Raw genomic sequence first — 23642 nt, forward strand, 5'->3', positions numbered from 1 at the left:
TAATCGAGAACAACCGTTTCCTTATTTACTGTTTCGGAAGAATCGAGAACAACCGTTTCCTTATTCACTGTTTCAGAAGAATCGAGAACAACCGTTTCCTTATTCACTGTCTCAGAAGAATCGCAAACGATAGGCTCCTTATTCTCAGCTTCAGATGAATAGAGAACTAAAGGCTTCTCTTTCATAGTTTCAGGAGAATTGACAACAACAGGTTCATTCCTTGTTTGAGATGGATAAAGAATAACAGGTTCCTCATTTATTACGTTAGGTCGTTCAAGAGTAACTGACTCATTTACTTCTTGAGATGCTTTAAGAGTTTCAGATGCAGTCATCACTTCAGGTGTTTCCAAGACGACAGGCTGATTTATTATTTCAGGTTTTGTTTCATCTATAATAGAAGAATTGATGGTAGTAGAGTCATAAATACTTACCGGAATTTGCTTTGTATCAGAAGCATTTTTAAAATGGAAGGTTGATTCTGTGTTGGTATTTCGATAAAGACCATTATATATTTGGCCCGGATGCGTGTTCACGGATTGAAAATAATGTTGATTAAAATGGCGTTCTTCAGGTATATTTCTTTGATGTTCAGCTCCAGAAGATAGGATGTTATGATTCAAATCTAATTGCTTATTGGTCGCTTTTCCTGCCAGATTTTGTAGTAACCTATAAGATGGTTGTTTCGAGGTAGATGTCGATTGATCTTGAGCCATTGCAATTCTAGGCTGTCTTTGTACAACATTAGATATTAAAGGAGAATGTTTTTCAATACTGGGTGTAGTTGTAGGTGCTGGAGCTTCATTAACTTCCATTGTAAGTAGCTTTTTTAAAACGATTAATATTTCTTGATTCATTTCTTCAATAGTTCGATTTAGAAGCTCAATTTGAGTGGAGAGTTGTTTTATTTGTTCTTCATAGCCTTTGATTTGTGAATTTTGCCTATCATCTAATGTCTCTGTTAGTCCCTCTAAATGTGCAATTTGTGTTTTTAACCCATCAAATTCCTTTTTCATAAAGAGATAATCTTCTATAGAAGTTCCCATTTTTAATGAAGTTAACGTTTCTCTATAGGTTTCAATCTTTTCCTTCAGTTTTGCAATGTCTTGAGTGGAGTACAATTTTGAGTTTTCCATGTAGTTCACCCCTTTCAGTCCATTAATATTTTATTAAAAATATTTACTTTCTGTTACAAATATACCGGTCCTCCCAAACATTTTAAAATATCCCTGAATAAATGGGCTTTGAATAAAATGATGTATCTGAATACGTAAATTTTTATTAAATATGGAGTTGAACTATTAATTTAGCCCATACACTTATAGCTGAAAAACATATGCTACAAACGAAAGATAAAAATTTTATGGAGGTGTCAATAGGATGCAAGATATTATGCCATCCCAGGCGCAGGAACTAATTTGTATAAACGTCGATAAGGTATTTGACTGGATTGTAAAGGAAATGTCATTTGATTTTTCCCCTACTGGACCAATTACTTTTCCAGGAGTAACGCCAACGACTAATTTAACAGGTGCTGTAGTTACATGTAAGGTAGTTCCATCAGCAACTAACCCTATAGTTATCCTGAACCGTGAGAATCGCCAATTCTCCATTGATGGTTCAACTGTATGTCTTCAACATTTAAATATTCAAAAGAATTTTGTTCTTACGTTAGTTGTTTGTTTACCGAACGGCACTATGTTTACAAGCAATAATATTCCGCTTTCTCGTTGTGAACAAGTTACATTATGTGCACCAAAAGGTACAGATGTAGAAATTTTATTCACAGATTTAGATTGTTTCGTATGTACAACTGGAACATTAACAGCTGGTGCAGGTGCAATTACGTTTTCTGCATTAACTATTACTGTATCTGTATGCCAAAGTATTCAATCTACATTCCCAGTTACTGTGGAATTCTTAGCGACTTTCTGCGAGCCAAGAGCAGAATTACCGTTCACATGTCCGGGTGTAGTTCGTCCACAGCAATGCCCTATTATTTTCCCAACAGGTGGATAATAGTACTAATAAAAAAGAAAAACACATATCTTGAAGAGAGGGTAATCCTCTCTTTTTTTTTGTTTAGTGGATATCACATTTTGCCGAGGTGTAATTGATTTAGAGGCAACAGAATTTGCTTATTACATATTTAAAACGGGAGGACAAAAATTATGACAGGTGTCAATCAGGTGGAAGAAAAAATAAATGAGCTCAAAGAACAGACGACTCATTATGTTCATGAGATTAAAAAAATGGTTGAGAAGCTTACAATTCTAGAACCTGTCAATGTCATAAGCTATTTTACTTCTTCATTCAATATTTCTTATGATACTGAACAGGAAAGTTTATGTTTGGGCTCCTATCATATTCGTAATATAGGCAATCAGCCTATTACAAATCCATATTTGTGCATAAAGCTACCCGAAGACTCTCCATTTTCCTTCTCCGGTAGGTACGTATATGAACATTTTGCTCCAAATTTAAAAGGAAATAGTAGCTGGGAGCGAATCAATGATCAAGCCAGCAAAGAAGAATTTTGGCTTAGACCAATAGGGAAAACAACATTAGAGCCAAATGAAACATTATCCTTTACCAATTTTCAAATTAAATGGTCACATAACCTATCTTATTCAGGAAGTATTATGGGTTTTACCTATTGTGATCAGTTACAAGATGGTGCGGTTGTGTTAAACCCTATTAATCTTAATGGAATAAGCCGAACACAGGAGGAGAATAATGAGTGAATTCGAAAAAATAGAGCATGTCACACAACAATTTATAAAGGAACAACTAGCAAATCTATCTAGTTATAATAGTGACAAAAATAATAGCTTTGCTTTCCTTGAAAAAGGAACGTTAAATCTACTTATTGCCTATTTATTATCTGGGGAAAAACCAAAAAAGGAAGAATTGAAAAGTGATGAATTTGGCATACATTTGGTTAAGCTGCTTGATGAAATTTTAGAAGAAAGTAAGAAGCAATTTGAGGAGGTAATGAGTTTGCTTGGAAAATTTTCATGAAAGGAGAACCAAATGTGGAGAATGATATTGTGGAAAACAATGATCCCATTCAGCTCCAGAAAATGATTGTTTTTTTAAGGGCTGATTTAGCAAAATATAAAAATGAGGTTAAAAGACTGAGAGATAGTGATTATTATTCATTAGTACTAAGATTTGAACGAGAAAATGTCCTATTAACAAATCAAAAAAAGGAACTGTCGATGGAGCTATTAAAGCTGAAGAGAGACTTTGAGAAAGCAAAAAAGAACTACTATGATCATGTTCAAACAATAGAAAAGCATAAGAAAAAACAAATATCTTCAATTGAAGCATTATTAAAGGAAAAAGAGGAACTACGTGCGGAAAATAAGGTACTAAAGGAATCATTAAAAGACAAACAAGATGAATTATTGTCTGTAAATTCGGCGAATGGGCTAGAAAATAAGTTGAGTGATTTTGCAAAAGGTATCAGTCAACAAATACAAAAAGCCATTGAAGCAATTGAAAATTCACGTTTAGAGCAAGCTCATGCTGATAATCTTAATCAGTATTTAATGAAAGAGATTGAGGAAAAATTAGACCATATAAATAGACATAATTCGACTACTAATCTACTAGAAGAAAGAACGATGATGAAGAACGATGCTCTTATACATTTAGATGCTCAGGTAAATAAAGTATTGGCTCAATCTATTGATTTTGAAGATCAGGTGGAGCATAAATTACGCATTCTTGATGACCTAGAGCAGAAATTGAATGAGCTCGCTACAGAAATAAAATTGAATGAAATTAAGCAATAGGGAGGAGATTTAATCTATAATAGGCTTGCTTGACTGTTTCAAAAGAAGGAAGTAATTACTTTTGAAACAGTCTTTTATATTATTTCGTTTCTCTATGCAATGTAACTCTTTTCAAACGAGGTGAATATTTTTTAAGCTCCAATCTTTCAGGATTATTTCGTTTGTTTTTTGTAGTGATATAATTTTTATCACCTGTTTCGGTACAGGCTAATGTTATTTGTACACGCATAAAATTGCCTCCTTTTAAATCGTAATTATTACGCTTTATACAATATAATTTTTTAGTATGTATGTCAATAATGGATCTCCATGAAATTTTAAGAATTGCAATTTCTGTTTCACTATGGTTTAATTACAAAATACAAATAGTAATGATTACGATTTAAGGAGTTGTATAAATGACAAAAAAAATCCCTGTCACTGTTTTAAGTGGATATTTAGGTTCTGGTAAAACGACAATGATGAATCATGTCCTGCAAAATGAAAAAAATATGCGTGTAGCTGTTATCGTAAATGATATGAGTGAAATCAATATTGATGCTGAATTAATTGCAAATGGAAGTGGTATTTCACGTACAGAGGAAAAATTTGTTGAGTTATCCAATGGGTGCATTTGCTGTACATTGCGTGAAGATCTATTGCAGGAGGTTGAGCGTCTCGCGAAGCTCGGCAATATTGATTATATTTTAATTGAATCTACAGGAATTAGTGAACCAATACCAGTTGCTCAAACATTCAGCTATTTGGACGAGGAACTAGGCATTGATTTAACAAAATTTTGCCAGCTTGATACGATGGTGACTGTTGTTGATGCTAATCGATTCTGGCATGATTTTCAGTCAGGTGAAAGTCTTTTAGAGCGAAAGGAGGCAGTGGGAGAATTAGATGACCGAGATGTAGCGGATTTGCTCATTGATCAAATTGAGTTTTGTGATGTCCTTATTCTAAATAAATGTGATTTAGTATCAGAGGCTGAGCTTGAAAGATTAGAGCACATTTTACGTGTTTTACAACCTGAAGCTAAGCTAATTCGTACAGTGAATGGTGTAATAGAGCCAGCAGAAATTCTCAATACAGGACGCTTTGATTTTGAGAGGGTTTCAGAGTCTGCTGGGTGGTTAAAGGAATTGGAGCTTGGTCATGAAAATCATACACCTGAGACAGAGGAATACGGCATCTCTTCTTTCACCTATAATCGTAGAAGGCCTTTCCATCCAATGCGTTTTGTCGAGTGGTGTGATCATATGCCACAATCGATTGTACGAGCAAAGGGAATTATTTGGAGTGCTAGACATCAGGATGTAGCATTATTGCTGTCACAGGCTGGGTCATCAGCAAAGATAGAGCCGGTTTCCTATTGGGTAGCCGCTTTATCAAAGGAGCAGCAACAGGATGTATTCTCTCAAAGTCCTGAGGTTCTAAAGGATTGGGATGATGAGTTTGGAGATCGCATGACACAGCTTGTGATTATTGGGATTGATTTAGATAAAGAGACGATTATTTCAGAGTTAGATGCTTGTTTATTAACGGAGGACGAGCTTAATAAACCATGGGAAAATTTACAGGACCCCTTTAATTGGGAATGGCAATAAACAAAAAAAAGAAGATTTCGGCTAGGGCTCCGAAATCTTCTTTTCAAATACATGATTATAATTTGTTGCATCTCTTAATGCTTTTTCCTCAATGGGAATGCGTACTGATAGCATAGTGATATTTAAAAGTGTAAAACAAAACGCTGTAAAATAGGCTTTAAACATAATAGGTAGCAGCAGAATCTCTAAACAAACAACCGCGTAGTTTGGATGACGCATAAATGTATAAGGTCCTTTGCGTACAACTTGAGCATCAGGAAGGATTAGAATTTTTGTGTTCCAAAAAGCACCCAGTGAATGAATACACCAAATACGTAATGTCTGCACAGCAATAAATAATAAGAAAAATAACGGAAATAAGGGCGATATACCACTATTATTGGTGACGACTTCTACTATTAAAAATAGGAAAAAACTGATGTGCATTGTAACCATATAGGGATAATGAGAGGCACCGACTTCATATGCACCTTGTGACAACATCCATTTTTCATTGCGCTTAGCAATAAAAATCTCTGTCAATCTTTGTAGAATAACGATAATCAGGATAATATAAAAAATCATGCTACTCCCTCCATTTTAGTAATACAGCTTCAGCACAGAAGCCAGGGCCGAGAGCGACGAGCAAACCAGTATCCTCCACTTGTCCTTCATTTAACATAAATTGCTCCAATACATATAGCACCGTAGGAGATGACATATTTCCATGTTTTTTTAATATTTCCCGAGAAATGTCGGTTTTTTGAGGTGCTAAATAAAGTGTATCTTCATAAGCCTTTAAAACTTTTTTACCGCCAGGATGTGCAATGAAGTGATTAAGCTGTTCACTATAAAGTTCCTGATCCATTAAAAATTGCTCAATGAATGGACCAAGCCAATTAGTGATAATAGCGGGGATACTTTTTTGGAAAACAACATGCAGGCCGTTATTTTTAATATCCCAGCCCATAACATTCTCTGAATCTGGCATCCATTTGGAGCCGGTTGCTATGATAGCAGGTGTCGGCATTCTTGTTTCAATTTTCGCATCATCTCCGCAGACAAGGATACATGCTGCGCCATCTGCAAAAAGTGAGGCACCGACTAAATTACTTTTTGAAAAATCATTTGGCTGGAAGGTTAAACTGCAAAGCTCCACACAAACGACAAGAACTTTTGCTTTTGGATGGGCAAGACAAAAATCATAGGCTCTACTAACACCAGCGGCACCACCAGCACAGCCAAGTCCCCAAAGTGGTATACGCTTAAGTCTGTCTGAAAAAGGTAGCTGATTCATCACTCGAGCATCAATACTTGGTGTTGAAATGCCTGTACTACTGACGAAAATGATAGCATCAATGTCCTCTGGCGAAATGGGCGTTTTTAAAAATTTTTCATTCTGTAAGCATGCTTGAATAACAGATACACTATATTGTGTTGCCAGCTCAATATATAAATCGTTGCGTTCTTCAAAGGTATGATCAGTCCTATGCCATTCTGGCGGTACACAAAAATGACGTGTTGCAATACCACCATTCTCAAATACTTTTAAATATCTTTCTAATTTTGGGATTTTCGCATAAAAAAGCTCCTTCGTTAATTCCTCCGCGTTTGTCTGTTGTAATGTGTACGGTGGTTGGTATGTACTGATAGAAATGACTTTTGACAATTCAACAACTCCTTTGTTAATAGTGGTTTTGTTCATTGTATGCAAGGAGGAAGGGGATACATGCTTATTAGATTGCATTTGACATTTTCGGAAGATTCCGCTATATTAAAAACAATTAAATTGGAAGTAGGTGATGTGACATGATGAATAGATCTGTTTTTAGCGAACTGCAATTCGGTTTGTTCAATTTCACACGCCTAAATTATACAATGTGACCTTTTTATTATAAGGGTTATTTGTGTATCTCTTAAATGTGTCTGTGAAACCTTGTAACTGCCGAATTGCGCAGATACAAGGTTTTTTTATCTTCACTTGGTGGATGTCACCGATTTTCAAAATCTGGACGTAATTAGGCCAAGGTGAAATTGATATGCACTTTTAGGAGGAAACTAAATTGAATTTAACAGCATTAGGTTTTAACACATATTTTGAAGAGCAAATGATTGAATATAAGAAGCAGGCTAAGCTAGAGAATTGTACACCAGCAAGGGTTACATTAGAGCATAAGCATTCATATCGTGTATTAGCAGAGGAAGGCGAGTGGCTAGCAACAGTTGCAGGACATTTTGCGTATACTTCATTAGCACGCGAGGATTTTCCAGCAGTGGGCGATTGGGTTCTAGTAGAAAAAATGCCTGGTGAAGAAAAGGCTATTATTCATCAATTATTTAAACGGAAATCTGTCTTTTCACGTAAGGTGGCGGGGCAGGAAATACAGGAACAGCTTGTAGCATCAAACGTAGATATTGTGCTGCTTGTTATGAGCTTAAATGCAGATTTTAATATTCGACGTTTAGAACGCTATTTAGTAGCTGCTTGGGATTCAGGAGCAAAACCGATTATTGTACTAACAAAAGCTGATTTATGTGCTGATGTTTCAGACAAGGTAAGAGATGTTGAGTCTGTAGCGTTCGGTGTAGATATTTTTGTAACAAGTGCCTATTCAGGTGAGGGGTTAATGGATATTCGTGCATTATTTACAGATGGTGTGACAGGAGCTTTGCTTGGTTCTTCAGGTGCAGGAAAATCTACACTGACAAATATGCTGAGTGGCGAAGAGCTTATGAAAGTATCTGGCATTCGTGAGGATGATGCTAAAGGGCGTCATACGACAACACATCGTGAGTTAGTGGTACTACCTGGTGGTGGGTGTTTAATTGATACGCCGGGAATGCGTGAACTACAATTATGGGATCAAGGAGATAGTCTCGCTTCTAGTTTTCAGGACATAGAACAGCTTTCAGCAGCTTGTCATTATCGAGATTGCACACATCAAAAGGAGCCAAATTGTGCTGTACAGCAGGCGATAGCAGATGGGGAGCTTGAGCAATCTCGACTTCAAAGCTACTTTAAGTTGCAGAAGGAGCTTGCCTTTATGGAGCGCAAGACAAATACACAGGCTAGGCTTGATGAGCAACGAAAATGGAAGCAAATTGCGAAGGGTTTAAAAAAGGGAAAAAAGAAATAATTTTAGAGGGACACAGATAGTTTTTGATGTATCTGTGTTCCGTTTTTTAGGAGGGAATAAGGTTGAGTCAGAAAAAATGGTTTCGAGGAGCAGTCATCATTACCATTATTGGTACAGTATTATTAGGACGAGCAAAAAAAGTAACTGCTGGCAAAACGCTTTTTGTTTCAAAGGGTGCAAAGTATGCTTTTCCAGTAATAGATGCTGAAGCAGGCAAGGTGCTAGGAGTTATACACGCTAAAGGTAAGACATATATGACTGTTAGTGTAGATGTGCATGCTGATACATATAAAGTAGAGGGTTCGTTAAAAGGCTTTGAAAGAAAACTACATACAACTGATGAGGAGAGTATCGCACATATTTGTCATTGTGCTAAACTTTTGTCAACCATGGAGTGAGGGCTTAATTATGACTATACAAGGCATTAATCATTTATTATTTTCGGTGTCGAATTTAGAGCAGTCAATCGCGTTCTATGAAACTATTTTCGATGCTAAGTTATTAGTTAAAGGAAACAGCACTGCTTATTTTGATTTGAATGGGCTTTGGCTTGCTCTGAATGTAGAAAAAGATATACCACGACAGGAAATCCATCAATCCTATACACATATAGCCTTTTCTATTGAAGAGGCTGATTTTGAAAAAATGTATGAAAAGCTAGTAAGCTATCAGGTGAATATTTTACAGGGCAGAGAACGAGATGACAGAGATAAAAAGTCGATTTATTTCACAGATCCAGATGGTCATAAATTTGAATTTCATACAGGAACTTTACAGGATCGATTGAATTACTATAAGATGGAAAAGCTGCATATGGAATTTTTTGATTAAATAGATGTCTCTCTGTAAGAAGAGGGCATCTATTTTTTTTGCAACGTTTCCCTTTTCTCAAACGACTTTAAAGTGTAGCCAAAAGGAGGAGATTAGGTGGATATAGAAAAATTGGTTAAGAGCGCAAAAAGGGGGAATGATGAAGCATTTGAGCAGTTGATTGCTTTCATGCGTGAAAAATTATATCGTACTGCCTACTCGTATGTTCGAAATGAGCAGGATGCGCTTGATATTTATCAAGAGTCTATTTATAAAGCCTATACAACATTGAAAACATTAAAGAATCCAAACAGTTTTCCAGGATGGATTATTAAGATTGCGGTTTATAAATCTATTGATTTTATTAGAAAAGATGCAAGGAAATTCACTTCAGGAGATGAGGAGTTTTTTGCAGAGATAGCTGGTAATCAAAATATGAAGAACATTGCATATTCATTAGATGTAAAAGAGGCAATTGATACATTAGATGCCAAATATAAAACAATTATGTGGTTACGCTTCTATCATGATTTTACTATCAAAGAGATTGCAAAAATGCTGGGGTGTCCTGAAGGAACAGTGAAGTCCTATATTAACAGAGCTAAAAAAGAGTTAAAACCAATTTTAAGGGAGGGCTACTTGTATGAGTAAGGATAATAATCGTATCAATATTCCACTTCAACAATTGATGATGAGAGAGCAGGCGGCAATAAGAGCAGCAAAAAGGAAGAAGCTGAATATTAGAATTCTAAAACCTCTCCTTATTGCCTGTGGATTATGTATAGCATTACTAGGTTCGGGATTTTTCTCTCCCACAATAGCGACTGCATTAGCTAATGTACCTTATATTGGAGCCATTTATGCTGAATTTGGGGATATTGCAGCTAAAAAGATTGAACAAGAACACTTGATGACAACAATAGGTAAAGAGGATACGCATGGAGGCCTTACAATGACTGTTAAAGAAGCGGTATATGATGGGAATAGATTATTAGTTACGGTCACATATACAGGGCAGAATGGTGTTTCTTTACAAGAGGAGGTTGTAGGTACCAATACGCTAACTGTCAATGGGGAGCCAATAGATGTTGCAATGGGCTCTACAGGTCAAAATGATATTGATAAAAACACAATTATTGAGCATCATGAATTAACTTTATCCAATGCAGATATATATGGGGATAAAATTGAAGTTGCATTAGATGGTAACGATTTATTTGGCTACAAAGGTAATTGGCATGTGGATTTTACACTTGAAAAATTAAAGGAAGAAGTTATCACTTTCTCTCCAAATATAAAATCTAATACTTATGATGGACTATATAAGTTAAACGTTGCACAGATATCATTTACACCACTATCGACACGTATAGATGTTCTAGTAGATTATCCAGGTGAATTAGATAGAAATGATCAATGGCCATTTTTTGAGTTTGAGGTAACAGATAGTGAAGGGAAGTTATACGATAGGGCGAATATGCAAATGGGGGCGACCAAGGATTATGGACATCATATTATTCTTGTACTGCCTCCTATGGAAAAAATGCCAAAATCATTTACACTTAAACCAGGTAAGAATGATGAGCAAGGTTATTGGAGACAAATAAAGGAATTAGAAATGATCGTACCCCTAGAACCTTAAAAAAATGATCCTCCTTTAGTTTTTAGAGAACTAGAGGGGGATTATATAATATTAAAGCGAAACAAAATAAGTGGAGAAATCGTTCATAATATTATAGGGGGTGGCTTTATGACAAAAGCTATTATTTTTGATATGGACGGAACTTTATTTCAAACCAATTTAATTTTAGAGCCTGCACTTGCTGCGACGTTTGATGTGTTACGAGATAAGGGCGTGTGGCAGGGAGATACGCCAATTGAAAAATATCGAGAAATTATGGGAGTGCCATTACCTGTTGTATGGGAAACGTTATGTCCAATGCACTCTTTGGCAATACGTGAAGAGAGCAATGCATTATTCCATGTTAAGTTGATTGAGCAAATACGGAATAATAAGGGTGCATTATATCCAAATGCAGAGCAAACACTTACTGCTTTGGCAGAGCACTATAAGATATACATAGCCAGCAATGGACAGAAGGAGTACTTACAAGCAATAGTGGAAACCTATCAATTGGAGCGTTTTATCAAAGGTACATACAGTATCCAGTCTATTGCAAGTGGTCATAAATCAGATTTGGTAAGAAAAGTAATTGTAGAAAATAGTATTCAGCAAGGAGCGGTTGTCGGAGATCGTTCTTCTGATATTCAGGCTGCCCATGATAATCAGCTGCTCTCAATTGGGGTACGTTTTGATTTCGCCCAGGAGAAAGAGCTACAAAGGGCGGATATTGTCATTGATGACCTAAAAGATTTATTACAAGTTCAATTAGCTTAAGTAATAAATTTTTATCGCCCAATATTTTCATTTTATCGAGAAAAATAAACGATTTATCGAAAATTTTCAGTCATTTCTCGACATTTATTGCATTTCTAAAGAAGAAAGCGTAAAATGGTGCCAACCTAATAGAAAAGCATTGAGAAGGAAAAGTAAATTGGATCAGCATTATATAGAGAGCCTCTGTTGGTGGAAATGAGGTAAATGAACCCTTTTGAAAATGACCTTTGAGCTTCGTACCGAAAGCATTTGGCAAGTAGATTACGACGAGATAGGCACTCGTTATAACAGCAGCAGTATCTCTCATAGATGAGACGTACTGATAGAGGCAAATAGTGTGAGCTATTTGTAAATATAGGTGGTAACACGGGTATACTCGTCCTAATCAGTTTTGATTAGGGCGTTTTTTTTATCCATTTTTATTTATGTGAGGGGAGCAATTTAGAATGACAATTGTTATTGGAGGCGCTTGGCCATATGCAAATGGTTCTTTGCATTTAGGGCATGTTGCTGCACTATTACCAGGTGATATTTTGGCTAGATATTACCGACAAAAGGGCGAAAGGGTTTTATATGTGTCAGGGAGTGATTGTAATGGCACACCAATTTCTATTCGCGCTGCACAGGAGAACACAACTACTGAGGCTATCGCTAATCATTATCATGAGGAATTTACACGATGCTTTAATGATTTAGGATTTACCTATGATTTGTATACCCGTACAGATGCTAAGCATCATCATAACTCTGTACAAGCCATTTTTTTACAGCTACTTGCAAATAATTTTTTATATAAAAAGAAAATTGAGCAGGCTTATTGTGAAACAGACAAACAATTCTTGCCAGATCGGTTTGTAGAGGGAGTTTGTCCAAACTGTGGTGCAAAGGCACGTGGCGATCAGTGCGATAACTGTTCCACAATTTTAGATCCTCTCGATTTAATCGATAAACGTTGTAAAATTTGTGGCAATGAGCCAATTATTAGAGAAACAGAGCATTTTTATTTTGCCTTTAGTCAATTTCAAGGAAGATTGGACACATATTTAGCAGAGGCGAAGGCTGAAAAACGCTGGCGTGATAATGCCCTTGGGCTAACAGAGCGCTACTTGGCTGAAGGCGTTCCGGACCGTGCAGTGACGAGAGATTTACCAAATGGCATTGATGTTCCAGTTCCGGGCTTTGAAGGTAAAAAAATATATGTATGGATTGAAGCGGTTGCAGGTTATTTAACTGCAAGCATTGAATGGGCAAAGCAGCATCAAATAGCTATTGAGGATTTATGGAATGAAGAAACAATCTCATATTATGTACATGGTAAGGATAATATCCCATTCCATACTGTTATTTGGCCAGCCATTCTAATGGGAATAGGGGCAAAGGCATTACCAACACATATTGTGTCGAATGAATATTTGACGCTAGAAAAACGAAAATTATCAACCAGTCAAAATTGGGCGGTATGGGTGCCTTATATTTTAAGTCGATATGATGCGGATTCGATTCGTTACTTTTTAACAATGAATGCTCCAGAAAACCGTGATACGGATTTCTCTTGGCGGGAATTTATTTATAGCCATAATGGAGAGCTGCTTGGTGCATATGGCAATTTTGTTAATCGTACGTTGAAGTTTATTGAAAAATCCTTTGAAGGGCAGGTGCCACAAGCTGAGGTAGATGGCAACGTTCGAAAGCAAACAATTCAATTGTTTAATGAGGTGAGCAACCTTATTGAGGCGGGGCATTTCAAACTAGCATTAGAGGCTATTTTCGAATATATTCGTGCAGCCAATCGCTATTTTGACGAACAGCAACCTTGGCTTCAGGTGAAGGACAATGTAGAAGCAGGAAATCAAACACTTGCAACATGTGTCTATATTATTGCGAATCTCGGTCAGCTATTACATCCCTTTTTACCATTTTCGGCTGAAAAGGTAAGAAAAATGTTAGGTATACGTGAGCTAATGTGGTACGAGCAGGTAGAGCTTCCAGCATTCATTAGCGAGGTGACACCACTGTTTGAACGTCTTGATGTTGAGCTGATAGAAGAAGAATTTCAAAAGCTTGTGAAGGACAGTCAATAAAAAATACAAAAGCAGTACGACAGAAAGTTTGTCATACTGCTTTTGACAATTAGTTCATCACGGGTGTTAATTTAGCTACAACAACACTGTTAATAGCATTGATGTATGCCAGTGCACTTGCTTTTAATATATCTGTATCTGCGGCTTTGGCAATATATTTTTCACCCTCGTGCTCGATTGTGATTTTTACTTTACCAAGTGCCTCTTTCCCACGAGATACACTGTTGATATTATATTCTACAAGCTTTACATCAATATTTGTAATTTCTGCAATGGCTGAATATAAGGCATCAATTGGACCTGAGCCTACTGCGCTCGCTTTAAATACTTCGCTACCTTTACGAATCTTCACACTTGCTGAAGGGAAGTTTGCATTGCTGACGACTTGTAAATCGTCAAAGTCGAAGAACTGCTCGCTATAATGAGTGGCATTCGCATTGTTTGCGTCATGCTTTTCATAGTAGCTTTCAACAATTACATATAAATCGTGATCATAGACTTCTTTTTTCGCATCAGCAAGCTTCAAGAAGCCTTCGAAGATTCCTTCAAATTCATCCGTGGAAAGATTTGAGAAACCAAGCTTTTCAAGTGCATTTTTCACCGCATGACGCCCAGAGCGAGCTGTAAGGACTAATTCCATATCATCAAGGCCTACATCTTCTGGATGGACAATTTCGTAAGCATCACGGGATTTTAGCAAACCGTCTTGGTGAATACCAGATGAATGAGCAAAAGCATTGTCCCCAGTAATCGCTTTGTTCACTTGGACGTCTAAGCCCATAAAGCTTGAAACAAGACGAGATGTATTCATAATTTCTTTTGTGTTAATACGTGTTTCAGCATTGTAAACAGCGCTGCGTGTTTTTAGTGCCATAACAACTTCTTCTAATGCAGCATTACCAGCACGTTCACCGATACCGTTAATTGTACATTCTACTTTATCTGCACCATTTTTAATGGCAGCAAGTGTATTAGCTGTTGCCATCCCAAGATCATTATGACAATGTACACTTAGTAAAACGCTATCGTCTAAGTTTTTCATACGATCATTTAACTTATAAATCATTGCACCAAATTCTTCGGGCTCTGCAAAGCCAACTGTATCTGGTACATTAATCATCGTTGCACCGGCCTTCATTACAGCCTCGATTGTTTTCCAAAGATACTCGAAATCTGAGCGAGAAGCGTCTTCTGTTGAATATTGAACTTGTGGTAAAAGAGTTTTTGCATATTTGACAGCATCTACACCAATTTGTAGTATTTGATCCTTGGATTTACTAAACTTTTTCTCTACGTGAATATCTGAAGTTCCAAGCACCATATGAATCATAGGGTTTTCAGCATATTTGACAGCATTATAAACAGCATCAATATCTGCCTGTACAGCACGTGCTAAGGCCGTTATCATAATGTCATTTGTATTTCCTACCTTTTGTGCAACAGCTTTTACTGCATCAAAATCACCTTGTGATGAAGCAGGGAAACCAGCCTCGATAATATCGACGCCTAATTTTTTGAGCTGCTGTGCAATCTCTACTTTCTCATATAAATTCAATTTTGCACCTGGCACTTGCTCGCCATCACGTAAAGTTGTATCAAACACCCAAATTTTTCTTCCCATTTTCAAACACTCCTTTTGTTATTGTCTTTTTCAAAAAGCTACATTTAGGCCAAAAATCGTTTAAATCAAAATAAAAAAACCCGTCTCTATTTAAAAATAGAGACGAGTTTATGCTCGCGGTACCACTCTAATTGACCTTCTCTTTACAGAAAAAGTCCCCTTATCGACAGCTATCACTGTCTATCCCAATAACGGAGGAAACCGACATCCCTTACTTAAGTTCAGGGAGTAGCTCATGGACGAGTTCAAAATGTGTGTCTACCGATTTTCACCAACCATCGGCTCTCTACAAGTACACAGGCACTTCTACTATTTCCAATCTTGGCCTACAATGTGTTGTTGAAAGCAATCATACTTGGATATTGTGAATCTGTCAATAATATTCTAAAAATTAATTTTTTTCTGTCTAATCGTTTTCGAAATATCCCTATTTTAGAATAAAGCGAAATGGTTTATTTCCATTATGAACGGCCATTTACGTGAGTTAATAAAAATTCTAATATATGCTATAGAAATATAGGGATAAAGTACAAAAGGGGGATACATTAATGGATTTACAGAACACATTAAAATTTTTGCATGTAGCAGAAGGCTTAAAGCGCGAGCTGCGTCATAGCTGGCTTTCAGATGGGAGACAGGAAAGTGTAGCCGAGCATACATGGCGGGTAGCATTAATGGCAATGGCTATTGAGGAACACTTACCGCAAAAAGTGAATAGCGAACGTTTATTAAAAATGATTATTATTCATGATTTAGTGGAGGTGTATGCAACCGATATTCCCGCCTTTGATACGATGAATGATATAAGGGCAAAGGAACAAAAGAGAGAAAATGAAATCAAAGCAATCGAAAAAATTAGAAGTTTGCTAGGCAATGATACAGGTCAGCAATTTTATGATTTGTGGTTTGAATTTGAGCATAAGAAAACGTATGAAGCAAAAGTAGCAAATGCTTTAGATAAACTTGAAGCGCAAATTCAGCACAATGAAGCTGCTATCGAAACGTGGTTACCGATTGAGCGTGAAATGGTATTTTTACTACGTAGACATACAGAATTTGATGATGTGTTAGACGAGTTAAAAGATATCATTGAGGCAGAAGGAGTAGAAAAAATTCAGGCAGATAATAAATGATAAGAATCTGCTAGTTTTCTATGGGAAGTAGATATTTCAACTTACCAATGTAGAAAACGGGCAGATTCTTTTGGTATTTTATTCTATTTTAAAGCGTGAAACTTGAGTTTGTAATTCCTCAGCCATATTTGAAAGTGTAGCGGCAGAGGCAGCAACCTCTTCAATTGTGGCTAACTGTTCTTCAGAGGCAGAGGCTACATTTTGTAAGTTAGAAGAAGACATCTGTGCAATTGTTGCTATTTCGTCGAAGGATGTATAAATCTGCTCCGCACTTGAAGACATTTCTTCTGAAACGGTCGTTGCTTCTTGAATTTGCTTGGAAACCTGTTCAATCAATTCAACAATTTTTGAAAAGCCCTCCTCAGCTACCTTTACAACTTGTATGCCGGTTTGAACCTCTTGTGTACCAGTATCCATAACAGACACCGCACGATTTGTATCATGCTGAATTTCGGAAATGAGGCTAGCAATTTGTTCAGCAGATTGCTTAGATTGCTCTGCTAATTTTTTTACTTCATCCGCAACAACAGCAAATCCGCGACCATGATCTCCTGCACGAGCTGCCTCAATTGCAGCATTTAATGCCAGTAAATTTGTTTGCTCTGCAATATCTGTAATAAGATCAATAATATTACCTATTTCTACAGAGTGGTTCCCTAAGTTTTTGACAACGCCCGCAGATTCTAAAACGGCTGTTTGAATTGTATCCATTTGTGTAATAACACGGAGTAACGAATCATTACCTTTGTTAGCCTCAGCATTCGTTTTCATTGCAAGCTCAGAAACAGCAGCTGTAGTCGTTGCCAATTGCTGAATGCCTCTTGTCATATTTTTCATAGCTTCAGAGCTTTCAGTAGCATTTTTACCTTGAGCTTCAGAGCCACTTGCTACCTCCTGTATCGAGGAAGTAATCTGCTCTGTTGCTTGGATTGTTTGATCTGCACTTGCTGTTAATTCAGCAGCAGAGCCACTTACCTGTACAGTATTGTGACGAACATTTGTAATGAGTTCCTTTAAATTTAGAGCCATTTGATTGAAGGCAAGTGCTAAATCACCAACCTCATCACGATTCTTTATACGAATTTGCTCTGCCGTTAAATCACCCTCGGCAATTTTTTGTGCTGCTCTAGCCATCCCTTTAATAGGTCGAGAAATAAGACTACCCATGGTAATAGCAATTATCAGACTAATGACAACAGCAAACACCCCAAGTATAATCATTTGAAATTTAATCGATTGAATTTCTTTAGTTGTCGCAGCGATTTTACCATCTATATACTCACTTTGATAATTGGCAAGGTTTTCTACGCGTGCATCGAATTGCTTAATAATCAGTCGTCCCTGTGTACTATCAAGCTTTTCGTATTGTTCTGTTTCTCCAGCAGCCTTTAAGGAAAACATGCGATCTGCGAATTGCTGGACATTTTGCTCACTTTTATTGATAGCCTCTAATAATTCAATAGATTCATTAGTATAGAAAGATGCCATTAACTCTTCTGATTTCTTTTTGAATTCTTCCCGTGATTCATTGTTGCCTTGAAGATTTTGTTTATCTCCAAGTAATAAATACCCTCTTAGGCTTACAATTTCTTGCTTCGCAATCGCTCGAAGCTCCTGAATACTGATAGATCTAGTAGTTTGTTCTTCAAGTAACACACGATATGTTTGATTAACGGAATTAAGCTGTTTAATGTTTAACCCGATTGTGCCAACTAAAACCAAAATAACAATAAAAAAACCGAGTATTAATTTCTTGTAGATAGTAAATCGCATAGTTGAAGTTTCCTTTCTCAGTAATTTAGTATAAATGTTACAAAAAAATGAAATATGTATATATACCATTTATATCAGATTATATGAATTTTACAAAGTATTAAGAGTATTTTCACGTTAATTAATAAAACTAATAAGGAAGTAATTTGTAGAGAAAATGATAAAAAATATAGAAATAATACGTACTTAACTTGTATCAAAAGCGGATAGTTAATGATAGAACATAAACAAATACGACAATCCTCATAAATTTGAAACTTAATGTGCTGTAGTGACGTAGAATCAATAAAGAATCGACTAGGGATGTGAGAAGGTGTATAGACCAATTTTGAAATTGCCAAAAACAAAGTTTGAAAAGCTATGGGACTCTATTGGTTGTGGAATATTTGTACTGTCCATCCTTTATATTTTTATCATGTGGGGTGAAATACCTGAAGAGATTCCAGGCCATTTTAATGGTGCAGGAGAAGTGGATCGTTGGGGCTCAAAAATAGAACTGTTTATTCTTCCGTTTATTGGAATATTCCTCTGGATATTATTGAGTCTGCTTGAAAGGGCTCCGCATATGCACAATTACCCAGCACGTTTAAACGAAAATAATGTTGAGGCATTTTATTTAAATAGCCGTAAGACTTTAAATGAAATAAAAAACATTTGTTTAATTATCTTTGCTGCAATATCATTTCAGATGGTTCGAATTGCTATTGGGGAGATAGAAACTCTTGGCTGGTGGTTCCTTCCGATTGTGTTATTGGGAACAGCTATACCGATAATTAAGAGCATAGTAGCGACTTTTAAAATAAAATAGTATATGCACTCAAACGCTTGTGGAATAATCCGAGCGTTTTTTTGTATGCAAATTATAAGAGATAAAAAATGGCGTGGAAAGTTAGAGGTGCACCATATAATCGTACTATTTCTTTTGTCATTTCTAGTAATAAAATGGTATCGTATTTACAAAATATATTTCATTTTAAATTTATCCACAAAGGGTAATAAAGAAGTGCGACTCGAAATGATATCTTTTATGGGATTTTTCAAATTTGCATTGATTGAGCGAGACGTTTGTGTACAAAATAACTATATTAGAAAGGAGGCTGAGCATGACGCACACATATATCGAGCAAGTGGATGAAAAATGGCGTGAAAGCTTTGCAAAGCTAGCAGATGTGGTGGAAACAAATTTACCTGAAGGCTTTGAACGCACAATGAATTATGACATGATTAGCTATGTTGTCCCATTATCAACGTATCCTAAGGGTTATCATGTTACACCAAATACACCACTTCCTTTCATTAGCCTTGCCGCACAAAAACGTCATTTAGCTGTTTATCATATGGGTCTTTATACAGATAAGGTGTTATTGTCTTGGTTTCAAGAAGAGTATGCAAGGCGTGTATCAACAAAACTCAATATGGGAAAGAGCTGTATTCGTTTTACAAATACAAAAAATATTCCGTACGATTTAATTGGAGAACTGGTTGCGAAAATGACACCGATGCAATGGATTACAAAATATGAAGGAGAGTTGACAAAATGAAAAGTGCCACTACCTTTTTAATGTTTCAGGGACAAGCAAATGAAGCTATTCATCAATATCAACAATGGTTTTCGGATTTAGAAATCAAGAGCTTAACATATATGGAAAACTCGTAGCAAATAGCAATGGCTATACTCGATTTGAAAAGTCTGAAAATTATGGTCAATGATAGTGTTATACAGCATAATTTTACTTTTACACCATCCGTCTCTATTTTTCTAGAGTGTGAATCTGTGGAAGAAATCAATCATCTCGCGGCTCAAATGCTAGAGGGTGGAAAGGCGTTAATGCCTCTTGATAATTATGGCTTTTCTAAGCGATTTACATGGATTGAGGATCGTTTTGGAGTATCTTGGCAGCTTACGTATAATTGATTTTAAAGGAGAGTATATATGAATAAGTGGATGCAGCGAGCTGTAGAACTTGCTCTAGTGAACATAGAACAAGGTGGACAACCGTTTGGGGCCATATTAGTAAAGGATGAAGAAATTATAGGCGAAGGCGTCAATGAGTTACATCTTCGCCCAGATAGTACTGGTCATGCGGAGCTTTTAGCTGTTCGACGTGCACAGGAAAAGTTACAATCAATGGATTTAACAGGGACTGTTATGTATGCTAGCGGGGCTCCTTGTCCAATGTGTTTTGGCGCGATGGCAATGGCGGGAGTAGATAGGGCATATTTCGCAAATTCTTTAGAGGATGCTATTTCGGTTGGCTTAAGTCGATCTAGTGAGGTATATGTAGATTTATTAAAATTAGAAAATGAACGTTCGTTTCAAATGATTCATATGCCAGTAAAGGATGATGAAAAAAATCCGATGCATATCTGGCATAAATACAACGGTGAATGAACTAAAAGGAGAAAGAGAATGGCAGTAACTTTAGTGAGACATGATATTAAATATGCTGAAGCAATGCATGCATTGTCTTCCATGCCACAGGTGAGAGATGCACTAGGGTTACCTGCTGGTAAAGTAGAAGACACAATAAACTTTATTAAACGAGAATGTGTGGATGAAGAGGATGGAAAGACTGTTCCTCGGGTTGTCCTAAATGAAGAAGGACAGTTCATTGGTGTGACAGCATTAATGTTTATCGATCACACTAAAAAAAGCTGTCACATTGGTTCGTGGCTTGGCTATGAATTTTGGGGAAAGGGCTATAATATAGAGGCGAAAACGGCCATTTTAGATATTGCATTTTTTGAGTTAGGGCTTGAACGGGTTTTTGCAGGAGCTAGACAGGTCAATATTCGTTCTCAAAAGGCACAGGAAAAATTGCCATTTATCCGATTAGACGTAGAAAATGAATTTCCAGAGGAGCATGCATGGTTAGAGGTAAAAGAAAAGCAACCATGTGTTTTAAATGTTTTTGAACGTGCAGATTTTGTCCGTTATTGTACAGCCTTAGTAGAGGTGGAAGGCTCACGAGAGAGCTATTTACCACAACTATTATTAGCGGATGAAAGTGAAGAAGCTGTAAGGAAATATGTAAATGACGGTGACTTGTATGAAATTAGATGTGGTGAGCAATTAGCCGGCGTAGCATTACTTCTTGCACAGTCTGACAAGGCAGTGGAGTTGAAAAATATTGCGATTGTACCAAATTATCAGGGGAAGGGGCTTGGCAAGGAAGCATTGCGACAAATAACTAGCATTTGTCACTCTAAAGGATATCAAACAATTTTAGTTGGTACTGCCAATTCAAGTATAGATAATATTGCATTCTATCAAAAGGCAGGCTTTCGTATGGAAGCAATCGAAAAGGACTTTTTTAGTTCTTATTCAGAGCCTATCTATGAAAATGGCATACGTGCATTAGACATGATTTTCTTTTCAAAAAAATTATAGATTATAAAGAAATACCCGTCCAACTTATGTTGAGCGGGTATTTTATTTGCCAAGCAACAGTGCCATCAACTTTTCTTTCGAATGTAAAAAATCATCAAGAGTATAGCGATCTAAAACGGCTAAATAGGCTTGTAATGCTTCATTTAAGACACCTTTTAGCTGACATTCTGGTGCAATCTTACATAGATTATTTTCTTTATCAAAGCATTCCACTAGATGAAAATCCTCTTCTGTTTGACGCACTATTGCACCAATTGTGATAGTTTTAGGATCAATTGCTAGTCGTATACCTCCACCTCGCCCACGAATTGTTTCAATGTAGCCAAGTAATCCGAGCTGATGGGTAACTTTCATTAAATGGTTTTTTGATATATTATAAGCATCCGAAATTTCTTGAATGGTTGATAATTCACCGTCTTCCTTCGCACCTAGGTAAATAAGTGTTCGAAGAGAGTAATCTGTGTATAAAGTTAGACGCATAAGAACACCCTACTTTCTGTAGTTCACAATAATTATAGCATTTTTACTTTGAAGTATAATAAATTCAATACTTTTTTTAAGATGTATTTAAAATACATTAATTATGTCCATTTTGTTAAAGATGTATTTTAGATATTGCTTTTGAAGAATGAAAGCGATATATTGTAATCACGAAAGGATGGTATGCGATATGTTAAAACAAGAAACAGTACAAATTATTAAAGCGACGGTTCCTGTATTAGAAGTTCATGGTGTTGAAATTACAAAGACGTTTTACAAAAATATGTTTCAAGCTCATCCGGAATTATTAAATATCTTTAATCACACAAACCAAGAAAAAGGTCGTCAACAAACAGCGTTAGCAAACACAGTTTATGCTGCTGCTGTTCATATTGAGAATTTAGGGGCAATTTTGCCAGCAGTGATGTTAATCGCACATAAGCATCGTAGTTTAGGTATTTTACCTGAGCATTATCCCATTGTTGGCGAATATTTATTAAAAGCCATTAAAGAAGTGCTTGGTGATGCGGCAACAGATGACATTATTAATGCATGGGCTGAGGCTTATGGTGTAATCGCAGATGTTTTCATTCAAGTAGAAGAAGAGTTATACCAAAAAGCTGAAGGTAATGGTGGTTGGCGTTTATTTAAACCATTAAAAGTAGCGAAAAAAGTAGTAGAAAGTGATCTTGTTACTTCTGTTTACTTTGAAAATGAAGATGGCTCACCACTACCAGTTTATGAACCAGGTCAATACATTAGCATTCGTGTGACAGTACCAGGTGAAGAGTATTTAATGAATCGTCAATACACGCTTTCACAGGCGAGCGCAGAAGATGGTTATCGCATTTCGGTGAAGCGTGAAAGTGATCAAACGCCAAATGGTAAAGTTTCGAACTTTATTCACGATAACTTACAAGTTGGGGATTTAGTGGATGTAAGTGTTCCAGCTGGGTTATTTGTTTTAGAAGAAACTACGGCTCCAATTACATTTGTCAGCGGTGGTATCGGTGTAACGCCATTAAACAGTATGTTGCAATCACTGAAAAATGATGCTGCAAATGAAGTAAACTTTATCCAATGTGCACGTAATGAAAAAGTTGTAGCATTTAGCGATGATATTCAAGGGAAAGTGGATGCACTTCCTAATGCGACTTATACAGCGTTATACTCTGACGAAGATAAGCAAATCACAAAAGAAATATTAGCGGAAAAAGTAGCAGATAACACAGATGTTTATGTATGTGGACCTGTTGGCTTTATGGAAGCTGTTATTAAACATTTACAAGAAATTGGCGTGAAAGATGAAAAGATTCACTATGAATTCTTTGGTCCAGCCATGCAATTAGCAAAATAAAAATACCGGAAATCCCTGCTATGAGTAACGGCTCATAGCGGGGATTTTTCTGTAGCTGAGATGGATAGGAACCATTAAGTGGCGGATAGAATT

At 36.5% G+C, this 23642-nt stretch carries 26 protein-coding genes and 2 other annotated features; of the genes, 19 read left to right on the forward strand and 7 right to left on the reverse strand.

Annotation, left to right across the window (positions count from 1 at the left end; all coding sequences use genetic code 11):
• On the reverse strand, window positions 1-1133 hold a 1133-nt coding region (locus ACQKIM_RS00670; protein WP_427537528.1), incomplete at its 3' end, for a hypothetical protein.
• Between the two features lie 244 nt (window positions 1134-1377).
• Between ACQKIM_RS00670 and ACQKIM_RS00675 the strand changes: the two genes are divergently transcribed.
• The 4 genes from ACQKIM_RS00675 (at window position 1378) to ACQKIM_RS00690 (ending at window position 3797) form a co-directional block, all read left to right on the forward strand.
• Complete coding sequence (locus tag ACQKIM_RS00675; RefSeq protein WP_427537531.1) at window positions 1378-2016, forward strand: hypothetical protein; 639 nt, start codon at window positions 1378-1380, stop codon at window positions 2014-2016.
• A 152-nt stretch (window positions 2017-2168) separates the two neighbouring features.
• On the forward strand, window positions 2169-2741 hold the full coding sequence (locus tag ACQKIM_RS00680) for a hypothetical protein (RefSeq protein ID WP_427537533.1): 573 nt from the start codon (window positions 2169-2171) through the stop codon (window positions 2739-2741).
• The gene (locus tag ACQKIM_RS00685) at window positions 2734-3018 is read left to right on the forward strand and encodes a hypothetical protein (protein ID WP_427537536.1); all 285 of its coding nucleotides are present in this window, start codon (window positions 2734-2736) and stop codon (window positions 3016-3018) included. Before ACQKIM_RS00680 ends, ACQKIM_RS00685 begins: the two co-directional genes overlap by 8 nt.
• 14 nt (window positions 3019-3032) lie before the next feature.
• The gene (locus ACQKIM_RS00690) at window positions 3033-3797 is read left to right on the forward strand and encodes a hypothetical protein (RefSeq protein ID WP_427537539.1); all 765 of its coding nucleotides are present in this window, start codon (window positions 3033-3035) and stop codon (window positions 3795-3797) included.
• Window positions 3798-3876: 79 nt separating this feature from the next.
• Here the strand turns inward: ACQKIM_RS00690 and rpmG are convergent, their stop codons facing one another.
• A complete protein-coding gene (gene rpmG, locus ACQKIM_RS00695) occupies window positions 3877-4026 on the reverse strand; it encodes a 50S ribosomal protein L33 (RefSeq protein WP_025113659.1) in 150 nt (49 codons plus the stop codon).
• 169 nt (window positions 4027-4195) lie between these two features.
• Between rpmG and ACQKIM_RS00700 the strand changes: the two genes are divergently transcribed.
• Complete coding sequence (locus tag ACQKIM_RS00700) at window positions 4196-5389, forward strand: GTP-binding protein (RefSeq protein ID WP_427537542.1); 1194 nt, start codon at window positions 4196-4198, stop codon at window positions 5387-5389.
• A 21-nt stretch (window positions 5390-5410) separates the two neighbouring features.
• Here ACQKIM_RS00700 and ACQKIM_RS00705 read toward each other — a convergent pair whose 3' ends face one another.
• Both ACQKIM_RS00705 and ACQKIM_RS00710 read right to left on the reverse strand, forming a co-directional pair.
• Window positions 5411-5953 (reverse strand): isoprenylcysteine carboxyl methyltransferase family protein, encoded by a 543-nt coding sequence (locus tag ACQKIM_RS00705; protein WP_427537545.1) that lies wholly within the window; start codon window positions 5951-5953, stop codon window positions 5411-5413.
• Window position 5954: 1 nt separating this feature from the next.
• Complete coding sequence (locus ACQKIM_RS00710) at window positions 5955-7037, reverse strand: type III polyketide synthase (RefSeq protein ID WP_427537548.1); 1083 nt, start codon at window positions 7035-7037, stop codon at window positions 5955-5957.
• A gap of 394 nt (window positions 7038-7431) precedes the next feature.
• On the opposite strand from ACQKIM_RS00710, the gene rsgA reads away from it, so the two are divergent.
• The 7 genes from rsgA (at window position 7432) to metG (ending at window position 13794) form a co-directional block, all read left to right on the forward strand.
• On the forward strand, window positions 7432-8505 hold the full coding sequence (gene rsgA, locus ACQKIM_RS00715) for a ribosome small subunit-dependent GTPase A (protein WP_427537551.1): 1074 nt from the start codon (window positions 7432-7434) through the stop codon (window positions 8503-8505).
• Window positions 8506-8567: 62 nt separating this feature from the next.
• The gene (locus tag ACQKIM_RS00720) at window positions 8568-8903 is read left to right on the forward strand and encodes a hypothetical protein (RefSeq protein WP_427537554.1); all 336 of its coding nucleotides are present in this window, start codon (window positions 8568-8570) and stop codon (window positions 8901-8903) included.
• A gap of 10 nt (window positions 8904-8913) precedes the next feature.
• Window positions 8914-9336 (forward strand): FosM family fosfomycin resistance protein, encoded by a 423-nt coding sequence (gene fosM, locus ACQKIM_RS00725; RefSeq protein WP_427537557.1) that lies wholly within the window; start codon window positions 8914-8916, stop codon window positions 9334-9336.
• Window positions 9337-9432: 96 nt separating this feature from the next.
• Entirely contained in the window at window positions 9433-9966 is a 534-nt protein-coding gene (locus ACQKIM_RS00730; protein ID WP_427537560.1) for a sigma-70 family RNA polymerase sigma factor, read from the forward strand.
• Window positions 9959-10957, forward strand: coding sequence for a DUF4179 domain-containing protein (locus tag ACQKIM_RS00735; protein WP_427537563.1), 999 nt, complete (start codon window positions 9959-9961; stop codon window positions 10955-10957). Before ACQKIM_RS00730 ends, ACQKIM_RS00735 begins: the two co-directional genes overlap by 8 nt.
• Before the next feature lie 108 nt (window positions 10958-11065).
• Entirely contained in the window at window positions 11066-11713 is a 648-nt protein-coding gene (locus tag ACQKIM_RS00740) for an NIF family HAD-type phosphatase (protein WP_427537566.1), read from the forward strand.
• A gap of 130 nt (window positions 11714-11843) precedes the next feature.
• Window positions 11844-12100 (forward strand) — a binding site (T-box leader).
• Window positions 12101-12159: 59 nt separating this feature from the next.
• Window positions 12160-13794 (forward strand): methionine--tRNA ligase, encoded by a 1635-nt coding sequence (metG, locus tag ACQKIM_RS00745; RefSeq protein ID WP_427537569.1) that lies wholly within the window; start codon window positions 12160-12162, stop codon window positions 13792-13794.
• Between the two features lie 49 nt (window positions 13795-13843).
• Here metG and ACQKIM_RS00750 read toward each other — a convergent pair whose 3' ends face one another.
• Entirely contained in the window at window positions 13844-15415 is a 1572-nt protein-coding gene (locus ACQKIM_RS00750; protein ID WP_427537572.1) for a 2-isopropylmalate synthase, read from the reverse strand.
• Window positions 15416-15510: 95 nt separating this feature from the next.
• Window positions 15511-15747: a binding site (T-box leader), on the reverse strand.
• A gap of 216 nt (window positions 15748-15963) precedes the next feature.
• Here ACQKIM_RS00750 and ACQKIM_RS00755 point away from each other — a divergent pair.
• On the forward strand, window positions 15964-16548 hold the full coding sequence (locus ACQKIM_RS00755; protein ID WP_427537575.1) for an HD domain-containing protein: 585 nt from the start codon (window positions 15964-15966) through the stop codon (window positions 16546-16548).
• A 78-nt stretch (window positions 16549-16626) separates the two neighbouring features.
• Here the strand turns inward: ACQKIM_RS00755 and ACQKIM_RS00760 are convergent, their stop codons facing one another.
• Window positions 16627-18321 carry a methyl-accepting chemotaxis protein gene (locus ACQKIM_RS00760; RefSeq protein ID WP_427537578.1) on the reverse strand — a complete coding sequence of 565 codons (1695 nt, stop codon included), beginning with the start codon at window positions 18319-18321 and terminating at the stop codon, window positions 16627-16629.
• Window positions 18322-18634: 313 nt separating this feature from the next.
• Here ACQKIM_RS00760 and ACQKIM_RS00765 point away from each other — a divergent pair, with 313 nt between their 5' ends.
• The 5 genes from ACQKIM_RS00765 (at window position 18635) to ACQKIM_RS00785 (ending at window position 21712) form a co-directional block, all read left to right on the forward strand.
• Window positions 18635-19129: a DUF1648 domain-containing protein gene (locus ACQKIM_RS00765; protein WP_427537581.1), complete on the forward strand. Its 495-nt coding sequence runs from the start codon at window positions 18635-18637 to the stop codon at window positions 19127-19129.
• A 295-nt stretch (window positions 19130-19424) separates the two neighbouring features.
• A complete protein-coding gene (locus ACQKIM_RS00770; RefSeq protein ID WP_427537584.1) occupies window positions 19425-19862 on the forward strand; it encodes a DUF1801 domain-containing protein in 438 nt (145 codons plus the stop codon).
• 125 nt (window positions 19863-19987) lie between these two features.
• Window positions 19988-20236: a VOC family protein gene (locus ACQKIM_RS00775; protein ID WP_427537587.1), complete on the forward strand. Its 249-nt coding sequence runs from the start codon at window positions 19988-19990 to the stop codon at window positions 20234-20236.
• Between the two features lie 18 nt (window positions 20237-20254).
• Entirely contained in the window at window positions 20255-20713 is a 459-nt protein-coding gene (locus tag ACQKIM_RS00780) for a nucleoside deaminase (RefSeq protein WP_427537590.1), read from the forward strand.
• A gap of 18 nt (window positions 20714-20731) precedes the next feature.
• Window positions 20732-21712 carry a GNAT family N-acetyltransferase gene (locus ACQKIM_RS00785; protein WP_427537593.1) on the forward strand — a complete coding sequence of 327 codons (981 nt, stop codon included), beginning with the start codon at window positions 20732-20734 and terminating at the stop codon, window positions 21710-21712.
• A gap of 42 nt (window positions 21713-21754) precedes the next feature.
• On the opposite strand, the gene ACQKIM_RS00790 is transcribed toward ACQKIM_RS00785, so the two are convergent.
• On the reverse strand, window positions 21755-22192 hold the full coding sequence (locus tag ACQKIM_RS00790) for an Rrf2 family transcriptional regulator (protein WP_054771049.1): 438 nt from the start codon (window positions 22190-22192) through the stop codon (window positions 21755-21757).
• A gap of 190 nt (window positions 22193-22382) precedes the next feature.
• Between ACQKIM_RS00790 and hmpA the strand changes: the two genes are divergently transcribed.
• Entirely contained in the window at window positions 22383-23549 is a 1167-nt protein-coding gene (gene hmpA / locus ACQKIM_RS00795; RefSeq protein WP_427537596.1) for an NO-inducible flavohemoprotein, read from the forward strand.
• Window positions 23550-23642 lie beyond the last annotated feature (93 nt).

The organism is Lysinibacillus sp. NPDC047702, assembly GCF_050272555.1.
Classification (GTDB): Bacteria; Bacillota; Bacilli; order Bacillales_A; family Planococcaceae; genus Lysinibacillus.